Genomic DNA, 20,292 nt, shown 5'->3' with positions numbered 1-20,292 from the left:
GCCTCATTCCGCGGCGAGCGCTCCCCCGGCGCGGGCGAGGCGCACCGCGACCGCCTCGGCATGGCGCAGCAGCTGCGGTGAGGTGCCCGGCTCGGCGGTGATCGCGGAGCCCGGCTGGGCGGTGGAGACGGGGACTCCCACGAGCAGGCGCCGCTCGTAGACGGTGTCGTCGGTGCCGATCGGGGCGTAGAGCCCGTCGACCGCGATGGAGCCGGTGAGCATGCGGCGGCGGGAGCCTCGGGAGGCCCAGTGGTCCTTCTGCGCCTCGCCGCGCTCGCGCCAGGCGCCGAGCAGGGCGGAGCGGTAGGCCGGCAGGTCCACGGGCGGCAGATGCGCCTCGAGCACCCCGTCGCACAGGGTCACGGACCCGTCCCCGCCGCGCACCGCGAAGCGTCCCGCCTCCTCGTCGATGTCCAGGTGCATGCGCGGGCCGGTGAAGCGCACCAGCCCCGCCGCCTCGAGCGCGAGCACCTGCCGGGCGCGCAGCACGGGAGGGCCCGAGGCCCAGGAGGCGAAGGCGTTGCGGAGGTGGCCGTCGATGTCGCGGCGCACCGACTCGGTGGTGTACGCGCCGAGGTCGATGAGGCGATTGACCTGCATCCGCAGCGCGATGAGCACTCGGTGGATCAGCACCCAGGCGGGATCGGGCGCGGTCGCAGCGGCGAGCGCGGAGGCGAGCACCTCGCGGGTACGGCGATGGGCATCGGCGCTGTCCCCGCCGCGGCGGCCGAAGGGGAACAGCAGGCGGATCAGCGCCTCGTCGCTCGCGAGCTCGACGTGCCCGGCCCCGCGCAGGGCACGGCGCAGCTCGGCGAGCATCAGCGGCATCACCTCCCCCTCGTGGTCCACGCCCGCCGAGCGCACCGCGAGCTCGAGGACGCGCTCGCTGGTGAGGACCTGCAGCGGGTAGGGGCTCAGCTGCTCCTGGGGCAGGTCGGGCTTGGGGCGGTAGACCATGCCGGAGCGGGAGCCGATCACGAGCACGGGCTCGGCGCCGCCGGGCACGTAGCGCAGCCCCGCCTCTGTCTCCGGGGCCTCCTCGAAGCGCCCGCCGGCGGCGGTGGTGAGCATCCCGATCGCGTCGTAGAAGTTCAGGCCCATCCCCTGCACGGCGACCGCCTCGCGGCCGAGCAGGGCGGCGTAGTCGACCTCGAGCGGGTTGGCGGGGCCGAGGTGGACCAGTCCGTGCCGCTCGGCGGCGTCGGCGAGCTGCTGGGAGCGGGGGCCGAGCGCGGTGGGCAGGTGGCCGAGCGCGAGCGCGACCGCGTCGGCGCGCAGCACCCGTCCGTCCGAGAGGCGGATCCGCTGGGGTCCGTCGGGCGGGCCGGTGACGTCCACGGCCTCGGCGGGGTGCAGCACGATCCGCAGCCGTTCGGGGTCCGCGTCGGCGAGCGCGGTCTCGAGCACGTGCGCGAGATACCGGCCGTGTGCGGCGCGGGAGGCGAAGTCGGAGGGGCCGAGCCCCTCCCCTGCCAGGTGGTCGGCGAGGCTCTCGCGGTGCGGGACCGGCAGCAGCGGATGGCAGGACTCGTCCGGGTACAGGGTGGTCTGGCAGGTGGTGGTGTTCATCAGCAGCACCTCGGGCTGGTCATGGCGCCACACGGATCCGCCGCGCCCCACCAGCGGGTCGACCAGGTGCACGGTCAGCGGCCCCTGCCACTCCTCCGTGGTCGATGCCGCGACCAGCCGCTCCACGATCGCGGTGCCCCGGGGGCCCGCCCCGATGACGACGACGGTGCGGACGGGGTCGGCGGCGTGGGTCATCCCCCCAGTATGCGGCGCGGCGCGGAGCCTTCGGTCCGTGCGCGCCGTCTGGGACCATGTCCCCATGTCGTCGACGTCGCCGAGACACCTTCCGCCGCGCTCGAGCTCCGGACCCCTCACCGGGGTCCTCTTCGGGCAGGCCGCGCGCCTGCGCGCGGTGGTCAACGCCGATCTGCTGCCGCGCGAGCGCGCCGCGGCGGACGCGCTCGTGCTCACCGCCTGGCTCAGCGCCGCCCAGCGCGAGCGCTACGCGCCCTCCCTGCGCGCCCCGGGCTCCGTCGAGGAGTTCGCCGAGCGCCTGGCCGACGAGCGCCGCGTGGTGCTCGAGGAGGGCGCGGACCCGGTCGCGGACGAGGCCGGCGCCTCGGACGAGGCGGAGCGGGCGGCCAGGCAGCTCCCGCTGCGGCTCCTCGAGGGGGCGCTGCTGCTCGGCGCGCTCGTCTGCGTGGTGCTCACCGTGCTGCGGAGCCTGAACGCCGAGGATCTCCCCGGGCACCTGGCCGCCGAGGCGGGTCCGCTGCTCGGCGGGATGCTGGCGTGCTTGGTGCTCGCCGCGGTCGTCGGCGCGGTCGCGACGCGCCGCCGGGACCGGACGCTGCTGGACTGGGCGGTCTCCCGTCCCGGCCAGCTGGGGCGCGGGCTGCCGCTGCGCAGGCCGCTGCAGGGCGAGTCCGCGGGGCCGGTGATCCTCGGATCCCTCGGCCCGGCGCTCCTGCTCGGCGCGGGCGTCCTCGCGATCGTCGCCGGCGCCGCGGTGCTGCTGCTCTCGCTCATGCTGCGCGCCGAGATCGTCGCGGCCGAGCAGGCCCCGGCGCTGCTGATCGGCGGGGTCATCGCCTTGGTCGCCGCGACCGCGGCGGTGTACCTGGGCGGGCGGCGCCGGGAGCGGAGGGCGCGACGGGTGCGGGCGAGCGAATGGATCGGACCGGCGCCGCAGGACGAGGAGCCGCCGGCGGTGTGAGCCGTGGCGCGGTCGGGGAGGCCACGTCGTCCCCTCATTCCGGGACGGAGTAGCCCCTCTCCCGGGCGTGGCGCTCCCAGCGGGAGGAGACGGGCAGGCGGCGCAGGTCGCGGGCGAGCAGGCCGATCACCACGCCGAGCGCGAGCACCGCCGCGAAGAGCAGCAGCGTGGTCGTGCTGCCGGCGATCTCGAGGCCCCAGCCGGCGAGCGCGGGCGCGAAGGTCATCACGCCGAGGGACACCAGGCGCATCAGCGAGCTGATCCGCCCCTGCATCGCCACCGGCGTGATGTGGGTGAAGAACCCCTGCCCGGAGGCGTTGAAGGCGGGCAGGCCGATCCCGATCGCGGTGTAGCACAGGGCGATCCACACCATCGAGGGCGCCACGGGCAGCAGCATCCCGACCAGGGTCATCAGGGCGACGGGCGCGATCGCGAGCGCCCCCGTCGGCACCGTGTCCACCAGGCGCGGGGCGAGGGAGGCGCCGAGCAGGATCGAGGCGGCCAGCGCCGTGTTCAGCAGGCCGATGCGGGAGGCGGGCACCCCCTGGTCCGCGAGGTCCAGCATCACCGTGAACAGCAGCCCGTTGGCGCCGAGGTTCACGGCGGAGGAGACGGCGAGCATCTGCAGCCGGATCGGCTGGGTGCGGATCCAGGCGAGGGCCTCTCGGAGGTCGTCGACGACCTTCGTGGGCGGGGAGCCCTCGGCCCTCGGCCGGTAGCGTCCGCGCATGCTCAGCGTCGCGAGGACCGAGCCGACGTTCCCCAGCAGGTGCACGAGCGGAGGGAACACGATCGACAGCCCCAGCAGCGCACCGCCCACGGGCCCGGAGGCCATCTCGACCGCGGCCTCGCGGCCCTGGTTCACCGACACGGCCCGGGGCAGCTGCGTCACGGGCACGATCTGCTTGAGCATGGCGTTGGAGGCGCTGCCCAGCGCCGTTTCCCGCAGCCGGTCCAGGAAGGCGAGCGAGGCCAGCAGCACGGGACCGGCCCAGCCGCCCAGCAGCACCACGACCAGAGCGAGCTGCACGAGGGCGCCGGTGATCCCGGCGAGCAGACGCAGGGAGCGGCGCTCGATCCGGTCGGCGAGCAGGCCGCCGGGGATCAGGCCGACGACCGCGCCGAGCCCCTGCACCAGGGCGACCAGCCCCGTCGTGCCGAGGGACTGGGTGACCATGAAGGTGATCAGCGGGAAGGCGAAGGCGCCGATCCCGGTGCCGATGTCGAGCAGCAGGTCGCCGAGCAGCCACCGCAGGTACTCGCCGTTGCGGTGGAGAGGGGCATGGCGGGGCGCGTGCGCGTCGTCGCCGTCGGTCATTCGCTCACCGTTTCCCCGGACATCGCGGTCCCTCCCGCTCGGGGCGTCTGGTGCCGCGCGGTGTGCTCTTCGCCGCGCCCTGGCGGGCGCATGCTCCCCTGCTGGGTCAGGATTCGTAGACTCGGCCCATGAATTCCTCGACATCCGAGTCCACCGTCACCGCCGCCTGGGGCATCGCGCTCACGACACTCGGGGCCGACGGTTCCGTCCTCGACGCATGGTACCCCTCGCCGCAGCTCGGCGAGGCTCCCACTGACCCCGCCGGCCATCCCCTCCACGCGCAGCTGGCCGCCGCCGCACGGGCCGACGAGGTGCGCGGCACCACCCAGGAGGTCGTGGTCCGCACGATCGACCTGCCAGCCGCCCCGACCGATGCGGCAGACGCCTACCTGCGCCTCCATCTCCTCTCCCACCGCCTGGTCCGCCCGAACTCCCTGAACCTCGAGGGACTCTTCGGGTCGCTCACCAACGTCGTGTGGACCACCGAGGGGCCCTGCGCGGTCGCCGGCTTCGAGGAGACGCGCCTGCGCCTGATCGCCGCGGGCCGCACCCCCACCGTGCTCAGCCTCGACAAGTTCCCGCGCATGGTCGACTACGTGCTGCCCACCGGCGTGCGCATCGGCGACGCGGACCGGGTGCGGCTCGGCGCGCACCTCGCCGAAGGCACCACCGTGATGCACGAGGGCTTCGTGAACTTCAATGCCGGCACCCTCGGCGCCTCGATGATCGAGGGCCGCATCTCCCAGGGCGTCGTGGTCGGGGACGGCTCCGACGTGGGCGGCGGCGCCTCCACCATGGGCACACTCTCCGGTGGCGGCACCGAGCGCGTCAGCATCGGTCGGCGCTCCCTCGTCGGCGCCGAGGCCGGGATCGGCATCGCCCTCGGCGACGACTGCGTGGTCGAGGCGGGGCTGTACGTCACCGCCGGCACGAAGGTCGAGCTGCTCGGCGAGCCCGGCGCCGAGGCCCAGGGCCCGCACGTGGTGAAGGCGCGGGAGCTCTCCGGGGTGCCGAACCTGCTCTTCCGCCGCAACTCCCTGACCGGTGCGGTGCAGGCGGTGGCCCGCGCGGGCCAGACCGTCGAGCTCAACGCCGCCCTGCACAGCAACTGAGACGCAGCATCTGAGGGACGGAGGACCGCGAGGATGGCAGCAGGCTCCCGTGCGCGCGGCCGCGCGCACGGCGGCGTCGGCCGTCACCTCGCGGTCCCTCTGGTCATGGTGCTGGTCTTCGGCGGGATCGCTGGCGGCAGCTATCTCGCCCTGGAGCGCTATGGCTCCCCCGCCCACGAGGGCACCTGCGTCGCCTCGGGGCTCGGCACCAGCCACCGCTACACCACCGATCGGGTCGCGAACGCGGCGCTGATCAGCGCGACGGCGGTGGATCGGGGCATGCCGCCGCGGGCGGCGTCGATCGCGCTGGCGACCGCGTACCAGGAGTCGCAGCTGCAGAACATCGACTACGGCGACCGGGACTCGCTGGGCCTGTTCCAGCAGCGGCCCTCGCAGGGCTGGGGCACGGAGGAGCAGATCATGGACCCGGTCTACGCCTCCAACGCCTTCTTCGACGTGCTCGAGACCTACCCCGACTACACCAGCGCCGACATCAACGACATCGCCCAGCAGGTGCAGCGCTCCGGGCATCCCGAGGCGTATCGCGACCACGAGACCGAGGGTCGGCTGTACGCCTCGGCCCTCACCGGCCAGTCCGGCGCGAACCTGCTGTGCACCCTCGACGAGGTCGGTGCGACCGCCTCCCCCGAGCAGCTGCGCGGCGAGCTCGCGCGGCAGTTCCCCCGCGCGACGGAGTCCGGTCGGGTCACGTCGTCGCTGGATTCCGCCGCTGGGGCCGCCCCGCAGGTGCCCGAGGGCGCCGGCGCGACGGCGCTCGTGCTCGACCCGGGCGGCGATGAGACGCTGGGCTGGTCGCTCGCGAACTGGGCCGTGGCCCGTGCGGCCGACGACGGGGTGGTGCAGGTCAGCTACCGCGGCCGGGTCTGGGACCGCACCGCCCACGGCGAGGAGGCCGGAGCCTGGGGCAGCGCCGAGGGCGGCGATCCCGAGCGGGTGGTCGTGCTGGTCAGCGGGCGCTGAGCGCCGCGGATCAGGACCCGGCGCACTGAGCGCTCGCCCTGGTCCGACGCTCGCTCGGGCTCAGTGCACGGTGAGGCCGCGGGCGCGGAACTGCCCGCGCACCCGCTCGACGACCTCCGTGGACGGCGGCAGCGCGTCCCGCAGCCGGTATTCCATCCCGAGCACGTCCCACTTGTCCTGGCCCATGTTGTGGAAGGGCAGCACCTCGACCCGCTCGACCACGTCCCGCCAGCGCTCGACGATGTCCGCGACCTTCTCGACGTTCTCCGCCGCGTCGGTCCACTCCGGCACGAGAACGAAGCGGATCCAGATCGCGATGCCGGCGCGGGCGAGCCGGTCTCCGAAGTCGATCGTGGGCTGCAGCTCCCGGCCGGTGAGTCGCTTGTAGCTCGGCTCGTCGCCGCTCTTGACGTCCAGCAGCACGAGGTCGACGTCGGCGAGCAGCTCGTCCTTAGCGACCGCGCCGAGATACCCGGAGGTGTCGATCGCGGTGTGGATGCCGAGCTCCTTCGCGGAGCGCAGCACGTTGTGGGCGAAGGCGGGCTGCATGAGCACCTCGCCGCCGGAGAGGGTGATCCCGCCGCCGGTCGCGCGGAACACGCGGCGGTAGCGGCGCAGGAGCCGCTCGATCTCCTCGAGCTCGACGTCCTGGCCGCGCCGCATCTCCATGGTGTCGGGGTTGTGGCAGTAGACGCAGCGCAGCGGGCAGCCCGCGAAGAAGATCGTCAGCCGGGTGCCGGGGCCGTCGACCGCGGTGACCAGCTCCCAGGAGTGGACCGAGGCGAGGCGGCCCTCCCGGAACGCGGCCAGGCGGCCGCTGCGGTCCAGCTCCGCCTCGGCCATCCCGTCGATCCCCGCACCGGCCCGCCGGTTCCGGGCGGGCCGGCCCAGCAGGTCGATGCTCTGCGTCATCTGCGCTCCCGTCCCTGTGATCCCTGCGCGTCCCGTGCCGATGCGCCGCTCAGGCGCCCTGGTGGAACGTGCGGTCCAGGACGTCCAGCTGCTGCTCGCGGGTGAGCTTGACGAAGTTCACCGCGTAGCCGGAGACGCGCACGGTGAGGTTCGGGTAGTCCTCCGGGTTCTCCATCGCGTCGACGAGGGTGTCCTTGTTCAGCACGTTGATGTTGGCGTGGAACAGGCCGGTCTCGGCGTTGTTCGCGGCCCGGCTCGCCGTCATGGAGGCGAGGCGCTGGTCGAAGGTGGGGGTGGTCATGGGGTTCTCCTCGGGGTGTGCGGTGCGGGTTCGGGGGTGGAGGGGCTGGTCAGGCGGGGCCGCCGGGTGCCGGCCGGCCGACGGGGCGCGTCGGCCGGCCGGTGCGAGGCTCACTCGTGGTCGATCATGAAGCCGGCGTCGAGGATCCCGACGAGGTTCGTCACCTGCTCGTCCTTGGTGCGGCCGAGCCCCTGCGGGGTGATCGTGTTGGTCAGCGAGATGCCGTCCAGGGCGTCCTCGTAGTCGAGCTTGCCGACCGAGAGCATGGAGGCGACCATGCCGTGGGTGTCGGCGCCGTTCTCCGGGTTCGCGCCCGGGGAGAAGGGGGTGCCGGCCCGGTGCCCGGAAGGGAAGGAGCCGGTCGCCTTCCCGTAGACGACGTTCGAGGTGATCGTCAGGACCGACTGGGTCGGGATGGCGTCGCGGTACATCGGGATCGCCTTGATCTTCTGCATCACGGTGTGCACGATCGTCGCCGCGATGTCGTCGGCGCGGTCGTCGTCGTTCCCGTAGCGGGGGAAATCCCCCTCGGTCACGTAGTCGACGACCAGGCCGGTCTCGTCCCGCACCGGGGTCACCGTCGCGTAGCGGATCGCGGAGAGGGAGTCCGCGACGATCGACAGGCCCGCGATGCCGCAGCCCATGGTGCGCACGATCTCGCTGTCGTGCAGGGCCATCTCGATCGACTCGTAGGCGTAGCGGTCGTGGCTGTAGTGGATGATGTTCAGCGCCTCGACGTAGGTGCCCACCACCCAGTCGAGCATCTCCTCGTAGCGCTGCCAGACCTCGTCGAAGTCCAGCGGGCCGTCGCCCGTGATCGGGGTGTGCAGCCCGGGCTCGGTGACCTGCTTCCCGGTGACCTCGTCGCGGCCGCCGTTGATCGCGTAGAGCAGCGCCTTGCCGGCGTTGACGCGGGCGCCGAAGAACTGCATCTGCTTGCCCACCCGCATCGGGGAGACGCAGCAGGCGATCGCGGCGTCGTCGCCCCAGCGCTCACGGATCTGCGCGTCGGACTCGTACTGGATCGAGGAGGTCTCGATCGAGATCGCGGAGCAGAACTCCTTGTAGCCCTCCGGCAGGGACGGGTCCCAGAAGATCGTGATGTTCGGCTCCGGGGCGGGGCCGAGGTTCCGCAGGGTCTGCAGCAGACGGAAGGACGTCTTCGTGACCAGTGGCCGGCCGTCCTCGGCGAAGCCGGCATCGGACCAGGTCGCCCAGTAGGGGTCGCCGGAGAAGATCTGGTCGTAGTCGACGGTGCGCAGGAAGCGGACGATGCGCAGCTTGATCACGAGCGCGTCGATGATCTCCTGCGCCTCGGACTCGGTGAGGGTGCCGGCGGCGAGGTCCCGCTGGATGTACACGTCCAGGAAGCCCGAGAGGCGGCCGATGGACATCGCGGCGCCGTCCTGGCTCTTCACCGAGGCCAGATAGGCCATGTAGGTCCACTGCACGGCCTCCTGGGCGGTCGCCGCCGGGCGGCGCAGGTCCAGCCCATAGATCTCGCCGAGCCGCACCAGCTTCGCCAGCGCCTTGATCTGCTCGGCGTGCTCCTCCCGATAGCGCGCCCAGTGCTCGGAGAAGCCCTGGTCCGCGACGGCGTCCTTCGCGGCCTTCTTCTCCGCGATCAGGAAGTCCGCGCCGTAGAGGGCGAGGCGGCGGTAGTCGCCGATGATGCGGCCGCGGCCGTAGGCGTCGGGCAGGCCGGTGATGATGTGGCTGGAGCGGGCGGCGCGGATCCGCGGGGTGTAGATGTCGAAGACGCCGTCGTTGTGGGTCTTGCGGTGCTTGGTGAAGATCTCCTTGATCCGCGGATCGGGCTCCTTGCCCGCCTCCCGGATCGCGGTCTCGACCATGCGCCAGCCGCCGCTGGGCATCATGGCGCGCTTGAGCGGCACGTCGGTCTGGAGGCCGACGATCACGTCGTCGTCCTCGCTGATGTACCCGGCGGGGAAGGCGTCGATGTCGGCGGGGGTCTCGGTGTCGACGTCGTAGACGCGCCGCCTGCGCTCCTCCGAGAGGTAGGTGCGCTCGAGGTGGTCCCAGAGCCGGAGGGTCTTCTCGGTGGGGCCGGCGAGGAAGGAGGCGTCGCCCGAGTAGGGGGTGTAGTTGCGCAGGATGAAGTCGCGCACGTCGATCGTCTCCTGCCACGGGCCGGGGGCGAACCCTGCCCAGGCATCGCCCGGGGCGGTCTCGGCGGCGGGACGGTCGGTGGTCGCGGTGCTCATGGCGGCTCCTGTTCGCGGCGCGGGCCCGCGGTGCGGGGCCCTTCGTGGATGACTCCACGCTAGGCACCGCCGAGGCCCTCGACCGGGGTCGAAGGTCCCCGCACGATCCGAGCCGGCCCGCCGCTGGACGTCGGTCCATCGCCGCCGGGACGAAGGGCCTGCCGAGTGCGACAGCGGTCCCAAGGGACGCGGCGGGCCTCCGCCTGGCACGACCCCGCCGGGCATGACGGAGGGCCCGCACGATCGATGATCGCACGGGCCCTAGCGGGTCCTCAGGACGGTGCCGACGGCCCGCCGGAGCGCTCAGCTGCGCTGCTTGTCCATCTCCGCCTTCAGATCTGCGAGGCGCAGCTCGCTGGTGCCGGTGCGTTCCTGCATCGCGGTGTATGGGCGCTCGGCCTCGCCGGTGTAGATCTGGCGCGGGCGGCCGATCTTCGTCTCCGGGTCGTGGATCATCTCCTGCCACTGGGCGATCCAGCCCGGCAGGCGGCCGATGGCGAAGAGCACCGTGAACATCTCGGTGGGGAAGCCGATGGCCTTGTAGATGATGCCGGTGTAGAAGTCGACGTTCGGGTAGAGCTTGCGCTCGACGAAGTAGTCGTCCTTCAGCGCGATCTCCTCGAGCTTCATCGCGAGCTCGAGCCGCTCGTCCTGCACGCCGAGGCGCTCGAGGACGTCGTCGGCGATCTTCTTGACGATGCGGGCGCGCGGATCATAGTTCTTGTACACCCGGTGGCCGAAGCCCATCAGGCGGATCCCGTCCTCCTTGTTCTTCACCTTCTCCATGAAGTCGCGGGGATCCATGTCGCGGGCCTGGATCTCGTCGAGCATCTCCATCACGGCGGCGTTCGCGCCGCCGTGGGCGGGGCCGGAGAGGGCGCCGATGCCGGCGGAGATCGAGGTGAACAGGTTCGCCTGCGCGGAGCCGACCAGGCGCACCGCGGAGGTGGAGCAGTTCTGCTCGTGGTCGGCGTGGAGGATCAGCAGCTGCTCCATCGCGCGCACGATCACCGGGTCCGCGATGAACTCCTCGACCGGGAAGCCGAAGGTCAGGCGCAGGAAGTTCTCGATGAGGGAGAGCCGGTTGTCGGGGTAGAGCAGCGCATGGCCCTGCGCGATGCGGTGCGCGTAGGCGGCCATCGTCGGCATCTTCGCCAGCAGGCGCACGGAGGAGATCCGCACCTGCTCCTCGTCGAAGGGGTCCAGGGAGTCCTGGTAGAAGGTCGACAGGCCCGACACCCCGGCCTGCAGCACCGCCATCGGGTGGGCGTCGCGCGGGTAGCCGTCGAAGAGGTGCTTGAAGCGCTCGTCGAGCAGGGTGCGGCGCTCGACCTGGGCCTCGAAGTTGTCGAGCTGGCCCTTGGTGGGCAGCTCGCCGTTGATCAGGAGGTAGGCCACCTCGAGGTAGCTGGACTTCTCCGCGAGCTGCTCGATGGGGTATCCGCGGTAGCGCAGAATGCCCTCGTCGCCGTCGATGTAGGTGATCGAGGACTTCGCGTTCGCGGTGTTCATGAAGCCGGGGTCGTAGGTGACCTGGCCGGTCTCCTTGCGGAGCGGACCGATCGTGATGCCGGAGTTGCCCTCCACGGCAGGGACGACCGGAAGGTCGAGGGACTTCTCCCCGAGGGTGAGGTGGGCAGACGTCGTGGCGTGATCCATGGGCTCTCCGTTGTGCGTGGTCGGATCGGTCCCGGCGCGGGGCCGGAGGTGTCAGGAGCGCTCGAGGCGCTGGGCGGCGGCGGCGATCCGCTCGTCGGTCGCGGTGAGGGCGACGCGCACGAACCGCGCTCCCCCCTCACCATAGAACATCCCTGGTGCGACCAGCACACCGAGGTCTGCGAGGCGGTCGACGGTGGCCATCGAGTCCTCGTCGAAGGTCGTCCACAGGTACAGGCCCGCCTGCGAGCCGTGGATCGTCCCGCCCGCGGACTCGAGCGCCGGGGCGAGCTGAGCCCTGCGGGCCCGGTAGACCTCCCGCTGCGCGGCGGGGGCGGCGTCATCGGCGAGCGCTGCGGCGAAGGCGGCCTGGACGGGGCCGGGCAGCATCATCCCGGCCTGCTTGCGCACCGCGACGAGCTCGGCCACGAGCGACGGGTCCCCGGCGACGAAGGCGGCGCGGTAGCCGGCGAGGTTGGACTGCTTGGACAGGGAGTACACGCACAGCAGACCCTCGAGGGAGCCGCCGTTCACCCGCGGGTCCAGGATCGAGGGGACCTCCTCCACGGTCCAGGGCAGCAGCGCGTAGCACTCGTCGGAGGCGACGACGATCCCGCGCTCGCGCGCCCAGGCCAGCAGCGCGCCGAGCTGGGAGGCCGTCAGCACCTCGCCGGTCGGGTTCGAGGGGGAGTTCAGCCACAGCAGCCGGATCCTGTCCGCGGCGGACGGGTCCGGCAGCGCGGCGTCGCCCTCGGCGGCCAGGCGCGCCATGTCCACCGGCAGCGGCCTCGCGCCGACGAAGCGGGCGCCCATGTCGTAGGTCGGATAGGCGATGTGCGGGAACGCGATCACGTCGCCCGCGCCGAGGCCCAGCTGGAAGGGCAGGTGCGCGACGAGCTCCTTCGAGCCGACGGTGGGCAGCACCGCGTCGACCCCCAGCGCGGCGGGGGCCGCGCGGTGGCGGCGGACGAAGTCCACCAGCGCCTCGCGCAGCGCGGGGGTGCCGACCGTGGTCGGGTAGCCGGGGCTGTCGGCCGCGTCGGCCAGCCCCTGCTGCACGGAAGCGGGCGTCGGGTCCACGGGGGTGCCGACGGAGAGGTCGACGAGCCCATCCGGATGCTGCGCCGCCCGCTCGCGGGCGGGCACGATCGCGTCCCAGGGGAAGGCGGGCAGGCGCGCGGCGAGGCCCTCGCGCGCGACGGGGCGGGCGGCGGAGTGCGTCGGCGCCACGGCTCAGGCCAGGGGGTTCTCTTGCGGGGGCAGGGCCTCGACGAGGGGGTGGTCCTTGTCGATCACGCCCATCTTCGCGGCGCCGCCCGGTGCGCCGAGCTCGTCGAAGAACTCGACGTTGGCCTTGTAGTAGTCGGCCCACTCGTCGGGGGTGTCGTCCTCGTAGAAGATCGCCTCGACGGGGCAGACGGGCTCGCACGCGCCGCAGTCCACGCACTCGTCGGGCTGGATGTACAGCATCCGGTTGCCCTCGTAGATGCAGTCCACGGGGCACTCGTCGACGCAGGCACGATCCTTCACGTCGACGCAGGGCAGGGCGATGACGTACGTCATGTGCGGCTTCCTTCCGTCCGGGGCGCCCTCCATCATCTCATCCCGGCCCCGCCCGGGAGCGCCGCCGGGACGTGCCGGAGCGAGAGGTGACAGGATGCACAGCCTGCCTGCGCCGGCCCCCGCGCCGGGCCGACGGGCACGGGGATAGCCTGCCCGGATGACGATGCACGAGGGTCACCGGGTCCGCGCCGGCTGGGCGCCCTTCCTCGCGGAGGGGCGACGGGTGGTGCTGCGCTATGCGATCGACCGCGAGCGCTCCCCGCACGGCGAGTCGATGAGCGATGCGCTGGGCACGATCACGCTGGTCGACGACGCGGTGGTGCAGGTGATGACGCGGCGCGGCGAGGTGCGCGTGCCGCGAGCCCTGGTCATCGCCGCGAAGGAGGTCCCGCCTCCGCCGGTGCGGCGGCAGGGGCCTGCCGCGCCCTGACGATGTAGTCCACGCCGGAGCCGACGTGCAGCACAGCCCCGACCCACACCAGCGCCTGCGCGGCCGGCACCAGCGAGGGCGCCCACGCGGCGACGGCGACCAGCAGGAACACCGAGGCCATCAGCACGAAGGTGCGGATCTTGCCGAGCCAGGAGACGGAGATCCGCCCGCCGAGCGCGGCGCGCGTGGCGAGGACGGCCATCGCCGCGTCGACGACGACGATCACGGCGAGCGCCGCCCAGGGCAGCAGGTCGGCGAGAGCCAGGGTCAGCACGATCGCGACGAGGCCCAGCCGGTCCGCGATCGGGTCCATGATCTGGCCGGTGCGGCTGGTCTGGTCCAGGGCGCGGGCGAGCAGCCCGTCGATCCAGTCGGTCGAGGCCCAGACGAGCAGCAGCACCACGCCGAGGGTGTCCGGCCCGTCCGCCAGGCGCAGGCACACCGGCAGCAGCAGCGCGAGGCGGACGAGGGTGACGAGGTTCGGGATCGTCGCCCAGTCGGGGCGGTCGGCGGCGCTCACGGCCTCAGCGTGCCCGGGACCGGCCGCGTCCCGCCACCGTGATCATCAGGGCGAGGGCGAAGGGGATCAGGATCCCGATCCCCTGGACGATCCAGCCGGAGAACTGCGCCTGCCCGGCGATCTCGGCGGGCAGGAGCACCCCGCCTCCCGCCCCCTCGCCGAGGAAGGGCCCGGCCAGCAGGCCCCACAGCGAGCCGACCACCAGGAGCGGGAAGCGGGTCCCCGTCGCGGACCACAGGAACAGGCACACCACGGCCTGGAAGACCGCGCCGAACAGGAGCCCGGCCGGGAGGTCGGCGCCGAGCACGGTCAGCTCGAACCGGTGGGTGGTGACCAGCAGCAGCACCGAGACGATCGCGAGCACGATCGCCATCGCGGCCTGGCCGAGCCGGGCGGCGAGGGAGGTCGTGTCGACCGCCGTCGGCCTCTGCTGCGTGCTGGTCACCGCGTCACTTCCCGGACTTCGCCTTGGACTGGGCGCGACGGCGCTCGTTCGCATCCAGGATCACCTTGCGGATGCGCACGATCTCCGGGGTCACCTCCACGCACTCGTCCTCGCCGGTGAACTCGAGGGACTCCTCGAGGGTCAGCTTCCGCGGCGGCACCAGGTTCTCGAAGGAGTCCGACGACGCGGCGCGCATGTTCGTCAGCTTCTTCTCCTTGGTGATGTTCACGTCCATGTCCTCGTTGCGGGAGTTCTCCCCCACGACCTGACCGGCGTAGACCTCCGAGGTCGGCTCGACGAAGAAGGAGCCGCGCTCCTGGAGGTTGATCATCGCGAAGGGGGTCACGTTCCCGGCGCGGTCGGCGACCAGCGAGCCGGTGGCGCGGAACTCGATCTCGCCCATCCACGGCTCGAAGCCGTCGGCGTAGGAGGAGGCGATGCCGTTGCCGCGGGTCTCGGTCATGAACCGGGTGCGGAAGCCGATCAGGCCGCGGGCGGGGACGATGAACTCCATGCGCACCCAGCCGGAGCCGTGGTTGCTCATGGTCTCCATGCGGCCCTTGCGCGAGGCCATCAGCTGGGTGACGGTGCCGAGGTACTCGTCGGGCACGTCGATGGTCATCCGCTCGACGGGCTCGTGGACCTTGCCGTCGATCTCGCGGGTGAGGACCTTCGGCTTGCCGACGGTGAGCTCGAAGCCCTCGCGGCGCATCTGCTCGACCAGGATCGACAGGGCCAGCTCCCCGCGGCCCTGCACCTCCCAGGCGTCGGGGCGCTCGGTGGGCAGCACCTTCAGGGACACGTTGCCGACCAGCTCGGAGTCCAGACGGTCCTTCACCTGGCGGGCGGTGAGCTTGTGGCCCTTGCCGTTCTTGCCCGCGAGCGGCGAGGTGTTGATGCCGATGGTCATCGAGATCGCGGGGTCGTCGATGGTGATCAGCGGCAGCGGTCGCGGATCGTTCACGTCGGCGAGGGTCTCGCCGATCATGATCTCCGGAATGCCGGCGACGGCGACGATGTCGCCCGGGCGGGCGGCGCGGGTCATCGGCTCGCGGGAGAGGCCCTTGGTCTCCAGCAGCTCGGTGATCTTCACCGTCTTCGTGGTGCCGTCCTGGGTGCACCAGGCGACCTGCTGGCCCTTGGTGAGCTCGCCGTTCTTGATTCGCAGCAGCGCGAGACGGCCCAGGAACGGGGAGGCGTCGAGGTTGGTGACGTGGGCCTGCAGCGGCACCTCGTCGTCGTAGCTCGGGGCCGGGATCGACTCGAGGATGGTCCTGAACAGCGGCTCGACGGTCTCCTCCTCGGGGAGGGTGCCGTCGGCGGGCTGGGTGGTGGAGGCGCGGCCCGCCTTGCCGGAGGCGTAGACGACCGGCACGTCCAGCACCGCGTCGAGGTCGATGTCGTCGATCTCCTCGGCAAGGTCGGAGGCCAGGCCCAGCAGCAGGTCGGTGGCCTCGCCGACGACCTCCTCGATGCGGGCGTCGGGGCGGTCGACCTTGTTGACCACGAGGATGACGGGCAGCTTCGCGGCCAGCGCCTTGCGCAGCACGAAGCGGGTCTGCGGCAGCGGGCCCTCGGAGGAGTCCACCAGCAGCACGACGCCGTCGACCATCGACAGGCCGCGCTCGACCTCGCCGCCGAAGTCGGCGTGGCCGGGGGTGTCGATGACGTTGATGGTGATGCCGTCGGGCTCGCCGATCGCCGCGGCCGAGGGGCCGACGTAGCGGATCGCCGTGTTCTTGGCGAGGATCGTGATGCCCTTCTCGCGCTCGAGCTCGCCGGAGTCCATCGCCCGCTCGTCGTGCTTGTCCCGTTCGCCGAAGGCTCCGCCCTGGGTGAGCATGGCGTCGACCAGGGTGGTCTTGCCGTGGTCCACGTGGGCGACGATGGCGACGTTTCGCAGGTCGGTGCGGTGCTGGATGGTCATACGCAGGTGCTCGATTCAGATAGCGCGGCGGGGCGTGGACCGAGCAGCGCCCGGTCGCACGGCGGGTGCGACCCGCTCCAGGGCCGCGCCGAGTCTATCGGGCCGGGGCGCTCCGCGACGGGTGCGGGGATGAGAGCTTCGACGCGCTGTTCCCGGCGAGGAGCGCGGCGGGGAGGGCCGAGGCGAGGCGTCACCTCTCGGATCGACGAGGGCGAGGCCCGCACGGATCCTCTCCGCGCGGGCCTCGCCCCTGTCATCGGTCCGACGTCATCGGCCCCCGGTCACCGGCTCACACGTGCCCGGCCTGGGCGAAGGGATCGATGATGTCGTCCGGGCCGCCGTCGCCCTCTCCGCCGGTCTCGTCGGCAGAACCCTCCGGGGCCTCGACGTCGATCGTCTCCGAGCCTGCCAGCGGGATGGAGCGGCCGGGGATCGCGGCGAGCAGGCGCTTGGTGTAGTCCTGCTGCGGGGCGTGGAAGACGTCGTCGGTGGTGCCCTGCTCGACGACCTTCCCCTTCTCCATCACGAGGGTGTGATCCGCGATCTGCCGCACCACGGCGAGGTCGTGGGTGATGAACAGGTAGCTCAGCCCCAGCTCGGCCTGCAGGTCGTTGAGCAGCTCGAGCACCTGGGCCTGGACCAGCACGTCCAGCGCCGAGACGGCCTCGTCGCAGATCACGACCTCGGGGTCCAGCGCGAGCGCGCGGGCGATCGCGACGCGCTGGCGCTGGCCGCCCGAGAGCTCGTTGGGATAGCGACGCATCATCGCCGCGGGGAGCGCGACCTTGTCCAGCAGGTCGCGGACCTTCGCCTCGCGGCTCTTCGGATCCCCGATGCCGTGCAGACGCATCGGCTCCTCGATCGTGCGGAAGATCGAGTACATCGGGTCGAGGGTGCCGTAGGGGTTCTGGAAGATCGGCTGCACGCGACGGCGCAGCGCCTTGAGCCGGCCGCCCCGCAGGTCCGCCGCGTCCTCCCCCTCGAAGAGCACCCGGCCCGAGGTGGGCTCGAGCAGCTTCAGCACCATCTGGGCGACGGTGGACTTGCCCGAGCCGGACTCCCCCACGATCGCCGTGGTGGTGCCGCGGCGCAGCGCGAAGGAGACGTCGTCGACCGCGAGGAAGGGGGTCGACCTCCACGGCACCTTCCCGCGGATCGGGAAGGACTTCGTCAGGCTCTGCACCTCGATCACCGCGTCGGCGTCCGGCTCGGCGTAGCCGAACTCGGGCGCCATCGTGTCGGACACCGGCGCCGGGGAGGTGAGGCGGTCCTCGGCGTGCACCGGCGCGTTCTCCTGCGCCTGCTCCCGGATCTCCGCCCGCTGGGAGGAGGAGACCAGGCGCCGCGAGGCGAGCGACGGCGCGGCGCTGATGAGCCGCTTGGTGTACGGGTGCTGCGGGTCCTGCAGCAGCTGCAGCGCAGGACCGGACTCGACGACCTGGCCCTTGTACATCACCACCAGGTGCTGGGCGTGCTCGGCGGCCAGACCCAGGTCGTGGGTGATCAGCAGCACCGCCACGCCGAGCTCACCGGTGAGGTGGTCGAGGTGGTCGAGGATCTGCTGCTGGACGGTGACGTCCAGGGCGCTGGTGGGCTCGTCCGCGACCAGCAGCTTCGGCCGGGCGGCCAGGCCCATCGCGATCAGGGCGCGCTGCTTCATGCCGCCGGAGAACTCGTGCGGGAACTGCTCGGCGCGGCGCTCCGCGTCGGAGAGACCCGCCTCCTCGAGCAGCTGGACGGTGCGCTTCCTCGCCTCGGCGCCCTTGGCGATGCCGTTGGCCGCGAGGGTCTCGCGGATCTGGGCGCCGACCTTCCACATGGGGTTGAGGTTGCTCATCGGGTCCTGCGGGACCAGACCCACCTGGTCTCCGCGCAGCACCCGGATCTCCTTCTCGGAGACGTGGGTGATGTCGCGGCCCTCGAAGAGGATCTGCCCGCCGGTGATCGAGCCGTTCTTGGCCAGAAGGTGCGCGATCGCCATGGCGGTTGTGGACTTGCCCGAGCCGGACTCGCCCACGATCGCGACGGTCTCCCCGGGGTACACCTCGAGGTTCGCATTGCGCACGCCCTTGACCGGTCCGCTCGAGGTGGTGAACGTGATCTCGAGGTCCTTGATCTCCAGCAGCGGCTGCGCGGAGCCGGCCGGGGAGGCGGACGGGGTGGGGTTCACGGAGGTCGTGGTCATCGCTTCCTCGCCTTCGGGTCCAGTGCGTCGCGCACCGCGTCGCCGAGCATGATGAAGCTCAGCACGGTGATCGCCAGCGCCAGGGACGGGTAGAACAGCATGGACGGCTGCGTGCGCAGCGCGTCACGGGCGTCGGAGATGTCCCCGCCCCAGGAGACGGCGGAGGTGGGCAGGCCCACGCCGAGGAAGGACAGCGTCGCCTCGGCGACGATGAACACGCCGAGGTTGACGGTCGCGGTGACGATCACCGGGGCGATCGCATTGGGGATCACGTGCTTCAGCAGCACCGTCCCGCTCCCGGCACCGAGCGCGACCGAGGAGGTGACGTAGTCCTGGCTCTTCGTGGAGATCACGGCACCGCGCATGATGCGGGCGACGTTGGTCCAGCCGAAGATGCTCAGCACCACGATCACGGTCCACATGCTCATCTCGCCCACGCGGGTCGCGACCACGATCGCGCCGAGGATCATCGGCACGGCGAAGAAGATGTCGGTGACGCGGGAGATGACCTCGTCGAACCAGCCGCCGATGTAGCCGGCGAGCGCGCCGATCGTGCCGCCGATGAGGGTCGAGCCGATCATGGCGAAGAAGCCGATGATCACCGAGGTGCGGGCGCCCCAGAAGGTGCGGGCCATGATGTCGTAGCCCTGGCGGGAGGTGCCGAAGGGGTGCTCGGGACCGGGCGGCTGGTTCGCGCGGCCGAGATCGCCGAAGCCCGGGTCCTGCGAGGTGAACACCTGCGGGAAGGCGGCGACGAAGAGCACGAACAGGATCAGCAGCGCGGAGATCACGAACACGGGGTTGCGGACCAGGCTGCGCCCGGCCTCGGCCCACAGCGAGCGCGGGGTGCCGGAGGTGTCGACCGCGTCGACCTCCTGCAGCGGGGTCTCGGCGAGCGGCGCGACCCAGTGCTCCGTGCGGGGGCGGCGGGAGTTCTGAGCATCACTTCGCATAGCGGATCCTCGGATCGAGCACGCCGTAGAGCAGGTCCACGACGAGGTTGGAGAGCAGGAAGATGATCACCAGCAGCGTCACCAGCGACACGATCATCGGGGCCTCGCCCGCGTTGATCGAGCTGAACAGCAGCGTGCCGATGCCCGGGACGTTGAAGACGCGCTCGGTGACGATCGCGCCGCCCATCAGGGCGCCCAGGTCCGCGCCGATGAAGGTGACCACGGGGATCAGGGAGTTGCGCAGGACGTGCTTGGAGACCACGCCGCCGCGGGAGAGGCCCTTCGCGGTCGCGGTGCGCACGTGGTCGGCGCCCGCCGTCTCCGCGATCGAGGTGCGGGTCAGGCGCAGCACGTAGGCGAAGGAGACGCCGCCGAGCACGATGCCGGGCAGCAGCAGGTTCTGCCAGGACGGGTCGCGGCCCACGTTGATCGGGGCGATCCCCAGCTGCAGGCCGAAGACGAACTGCGCCAGGAAGCCCAGCACGAAGGTGGGCGTGGCGATCAGCAGCAGCGAGAGCATCAGCAGCGTGGTGTCGATCAGCTTGCCCTTGCGCAGGCCCGAGATCACGCCGGCGGCGACGCCGAAGATCGTCTCGACGACCACGGCGATGATCGCGAGGCGGAACGTGGTCGGGAAGGCCGCGGCGATCTGGTCCCACAGGGGGCGGCCGTTGAAGCCGACGCCCAGGTCGAAGGTCAGCACGCTCTTGAGGTAGAGCAGCCACTGCACGAGGACAGGCTGGTCGAGGTTGTACTGCTCGCGCAGCCGCTGCTCGACCGCCGGGGAGATCGGCTTGTCACCGGCCAGAGTGAGGATCGGGTCGCCCGAGGTGTAGAACGCCAGCAGGTAGACGATCAGGGTGGCGCCGAGGAAGACGGGGATCATCTGCAGCAGTCGCCGCCCGATGTACCAGAGCACGTCGTTCCCTTTCGATGGAGGAGGGGCCTCGCGGCCCGGTGGAACGGCCCGGCCGGGGGCCGGGCGTGGAACAGCGGGAACCGGACGCAGCCGGTTCCCGCTGTCACGGGGAGATCAGCA

Annotated in this window: 18 protein-coding genes; 4 read left to right on the top strand and 14 right to left on the bottom strand. The window is 71.9% G+C overall.

The genetic code is table 11. From position 1 onward, the window contains the following. Positions 1 to 3: 3 nt before the first annotated feature. Positions 4 to 1,764 carry an FAD/NAD(P)-binding domain-containing protein gene (locus tag A4A78_RS11535; protein WP_062949344.1) on the bottom strand — a complete coding sequence of 587 codons (1,761 nt, stop codon included), beginning with the start codon at positions 1,762 to 1,764 and terminating at the stop codon, positions 4 to 6. A 64-nt stretch (positions 1,765 to 1,828) separates the two neighbouring features. Here A4A78_RS11535 and A4A78_RS11530 point away from each other — a divergent pair, with 64 nt between their 5' ends. Next, positions 1,829 to 2,725 carry a hypothetical protein gene (locus A4A78_RS11530; RefSeq protein ID WP_231881023.1) on the top strand — a complete coding sequence of 299 codons (897 nt, stop codon included), beginning with the start codon at positions 1,829 to 1,831 and terminating at the stop codon, positions 2,723 to 2,725. A gap of 34 nt (positions 2,726 to 2,759) precedes the next feature. Here the strand turns inward: A4A78_RS11530 and A4A78_RS11525 are convergent, their stop codons facing one another. Beyond that, the gene (locus A4A78_RS11525; RefSeq protein ID WP_062949340.1) at positions 2,760 to 4,043 is read right to left on the bottom strand and encodes an MFS transporter; all 1,284 of its coding nucleotides are present in this window, start codon (positions 4,041 to 4,043) and stop codon (positions 2,760 to 2,762) included. 128 nt (positions 4,044 to 4,171) lie between these two features. Here A4A78_RS11525 and dapD point away from each other — a divergent pair, with 128 nt between their 5' ends. After that, complete coding sequence (gene dapD, locus A4A78_RS11520) at positions 4,172 to 5,155, top strand: 2,3,4,5-tetrahydropyridine-2,6-dicarboxylate N-succinyltransferase (RefSeq protein WP_062949338.1); 984 nt, start codon at positions 4,172 to 4,174, stop codon at positions 5,153 to 5,155. 33 nt (positions 5,156 to 5,188) lie between these two features. Continuing rightward, positions 5,189 to 6,136, top strand: a complete 948-nt coding sequence (locus A4A78_RS11515; RefSeq protein WP_062949336.1) for a hypothetical protein — start codon at positions 5,189 to 5,191, stop codon at positions 6,134 to 6,136. 60 nt (positions 6,137 to 6,196) lie between these two features. Here the strand turns inward: A4A78_RS11515 and pflA are convergent, their stop codons facing one another. The 6 genes from pflA to fdxA form a co-directional block, all read right to left on the bottom strand. Then, positions 6,197 to 7,048 (bottom strand): pyruvate formate-lyase-activating protein, encoded by an 852-nt coding sequence (pflA, locus tag A4A78_RS11510; protein ID WP_062949334.1) that lies wholly within the window; start codon positions 7,046 to 7,048, stop codon positions 6,197 to 6,199. 49 nt (positions 7,049 to 7,097) lie between these two features. After that, positions 7,098 to 7,349 (bottom strand): autonomous glycyl radical cofactor GrcA2, encoded by a 252-nt coding sequence (gene grcA2, locus A4A78_RS11505; RefSeq protein ID WP_062949332.1) that lies wholly within the window; start codon positions 7,347 to 7,349, stop codon positions 7,098 to 7,100. A 110-nt stretch (positions 7,350 to 7,459) separates the two neighbouring features. Further along, positions 7,460 to 9,574 (bottom strand): pyruvate formate lyase family protein, encoded by a 2,115-nt coding sequence (locus A4A78_RS11500; protein WP_062949330.1) that lies wholly within the window; start codon positions 9,572 to 9,574, stop codon positions 7,460 to 7,462. 303 nt (positions 9,575 to 9,877) lie between these two features. Beyond that, the gene (locus A4A78_RS11495; RefSeq protein WP_082835302.1) at positions 9,878 to 11,233 is read right to left on the bottom strand and encodes a citrate synthase; all 1,356 of its coding nucleotides are present in this window, start codon (positions 11,231 to 11,233) and stop codon (positions 9,878 to 9,880) included. A 51-nt stretch (positions 11,234 to 11,284) separates the two neighbouring features. Next, positions 11,285 to 12,460, bottom strand: a complete 1,176-nt coding sequence (gene dapC, locus A4A78_RS11490) for a succinyldiaminopimelate transaminase (protein WP_062949328.1) — start codon at positions 12,458 to 12,460, stop codon at positions 11,285 to 11,287. Between the two features lie 3 nt (positions 12,461 to 12,463). Next, on the bottom strand, positions 12,464 to 12,793 hold the full coding sequence (gene fdxA / locus A4A78_RS11485; RefSeq protein WP_010551454.1) for a ferredoxin: 330 nt from the start codon (positions 12,791 to 12,793) through the stop codon (positions 12,464 to 12,466). Positions 12,794 to 12,950: 157 nt separating this feature from the next. On the opposite strand from fdxA, the gene A4A78_RS11480 reads away from it, so the two are divergent. Then, positions 12,951 to 13,223 carry a hypothetical protein gene (locus A4A78_RS11480; RefSeq protein WP_062949326.1) on the top strand — a complete coding sequence of 91 codons (273 nt, stop codon included), beginning with the start codon at positions 12,951 to 12,953 and terminating at the stop codon, positions 13,221 to 13,223. On the opposite strand, the gene A4A78_RS11475 is transcribed toward A4A78_RS11480, so the two are convergent. From A4A78_RS11475 to A4A78_RS11450, 6 genes are all read right to left on the bottom strand, one after another. Continuing rightward, entirely contained in the window at positions 13,162 to 13,743 is a 582-nt protein-coding gene (locus A4A78_RS11475) for a CDP-alcohol phosphatidyltransferase family protein (protein WP_062949324.1), read from the bottom strand. The genes A4A78_RS11480 and A4A78_RS11475 overlap by 62 nt on opposite strands. 4 nt (positions 13,744 to 13,747) lie before the next feature. Next, complete coding sequence (locus A4A78_RS11470) at positions 13,748 to 14,188, bottom strand: hypothetical protein (RefSeq protein ID WP_062949322.1); 441 nt, start codon at positions 14,186 to 14,188, stop codon at positions 13,748 to 13,750. Positions 14,189 to 14,192: 4 nt separating this feature from the next. Next, positions 14,193 to 16,115 (bottom strand): translational GTPase TypA, encoded by a 1,923-nt coding sequence (gene typA / locus A4A78_RS11465; protein WP_062949318.1) that lies wholly within the window; start codon positions 16,113 to 16,115, stop codon positions 14,193 to 14,195. 289 nt (positions 16,116 to 16,404) lie between these two features. After that, positions 16,405 to 18,300, bottom strand: coding sequence for an ABC transporter ATP-binding protein (locus A4A78_RS11460; RefSeq protein WP_062949316.1), 1,896 nt, complete (start codon positions 18,298 to 18,300; stop codon positions 16,405 to 16,407). Beyond that, positions 18,297 to 19,253 (bottom strand): ABC transporter permease, encoded by a 957-nt coding sequence (locus A4A78_RS11455; protein WP_062949314.1) that lies wholly within the window; start codon positions 19,251 to 19,253, stop codon positions 18,297 to 18,299. Before A4A78_RS11455 ends, A4A78_RS11460 begins: the two co-directional genes overlap by 4 nt. Continuing rightward, positions 19,243 to 20,172: an ABC transporter permease gene (locus A4A78_RS11450; RefSeq protein WP_062949312.1), complete on the bottom strand. Its 930-nt coding sequence runs from the start codon at positions 20,170 to 20,172 to the stop codon at positions 19,243 to 19,245. Before A4A78_RS11450 ends, A4A78_RS11455 begins: the two co-directional genes overlap by 11 nt. Positions 20,173 to 20,292: the final 120 nt, after the last annotated feature.

The sequence above is a fragment of the Brachybacterium sp. sponge genome (genome assembly GCF_001613775.1).
Taxonomy (GTDB): Bacteria; Actinomycetota; Actinomycetes; order Actinomycetales; family Dermabacteraceae; genus Brachybacterium; species Brachybacterium conglomeratum.
This window is presented reverse-complemented; position numbering and strand designations above follow the sequence as displayed.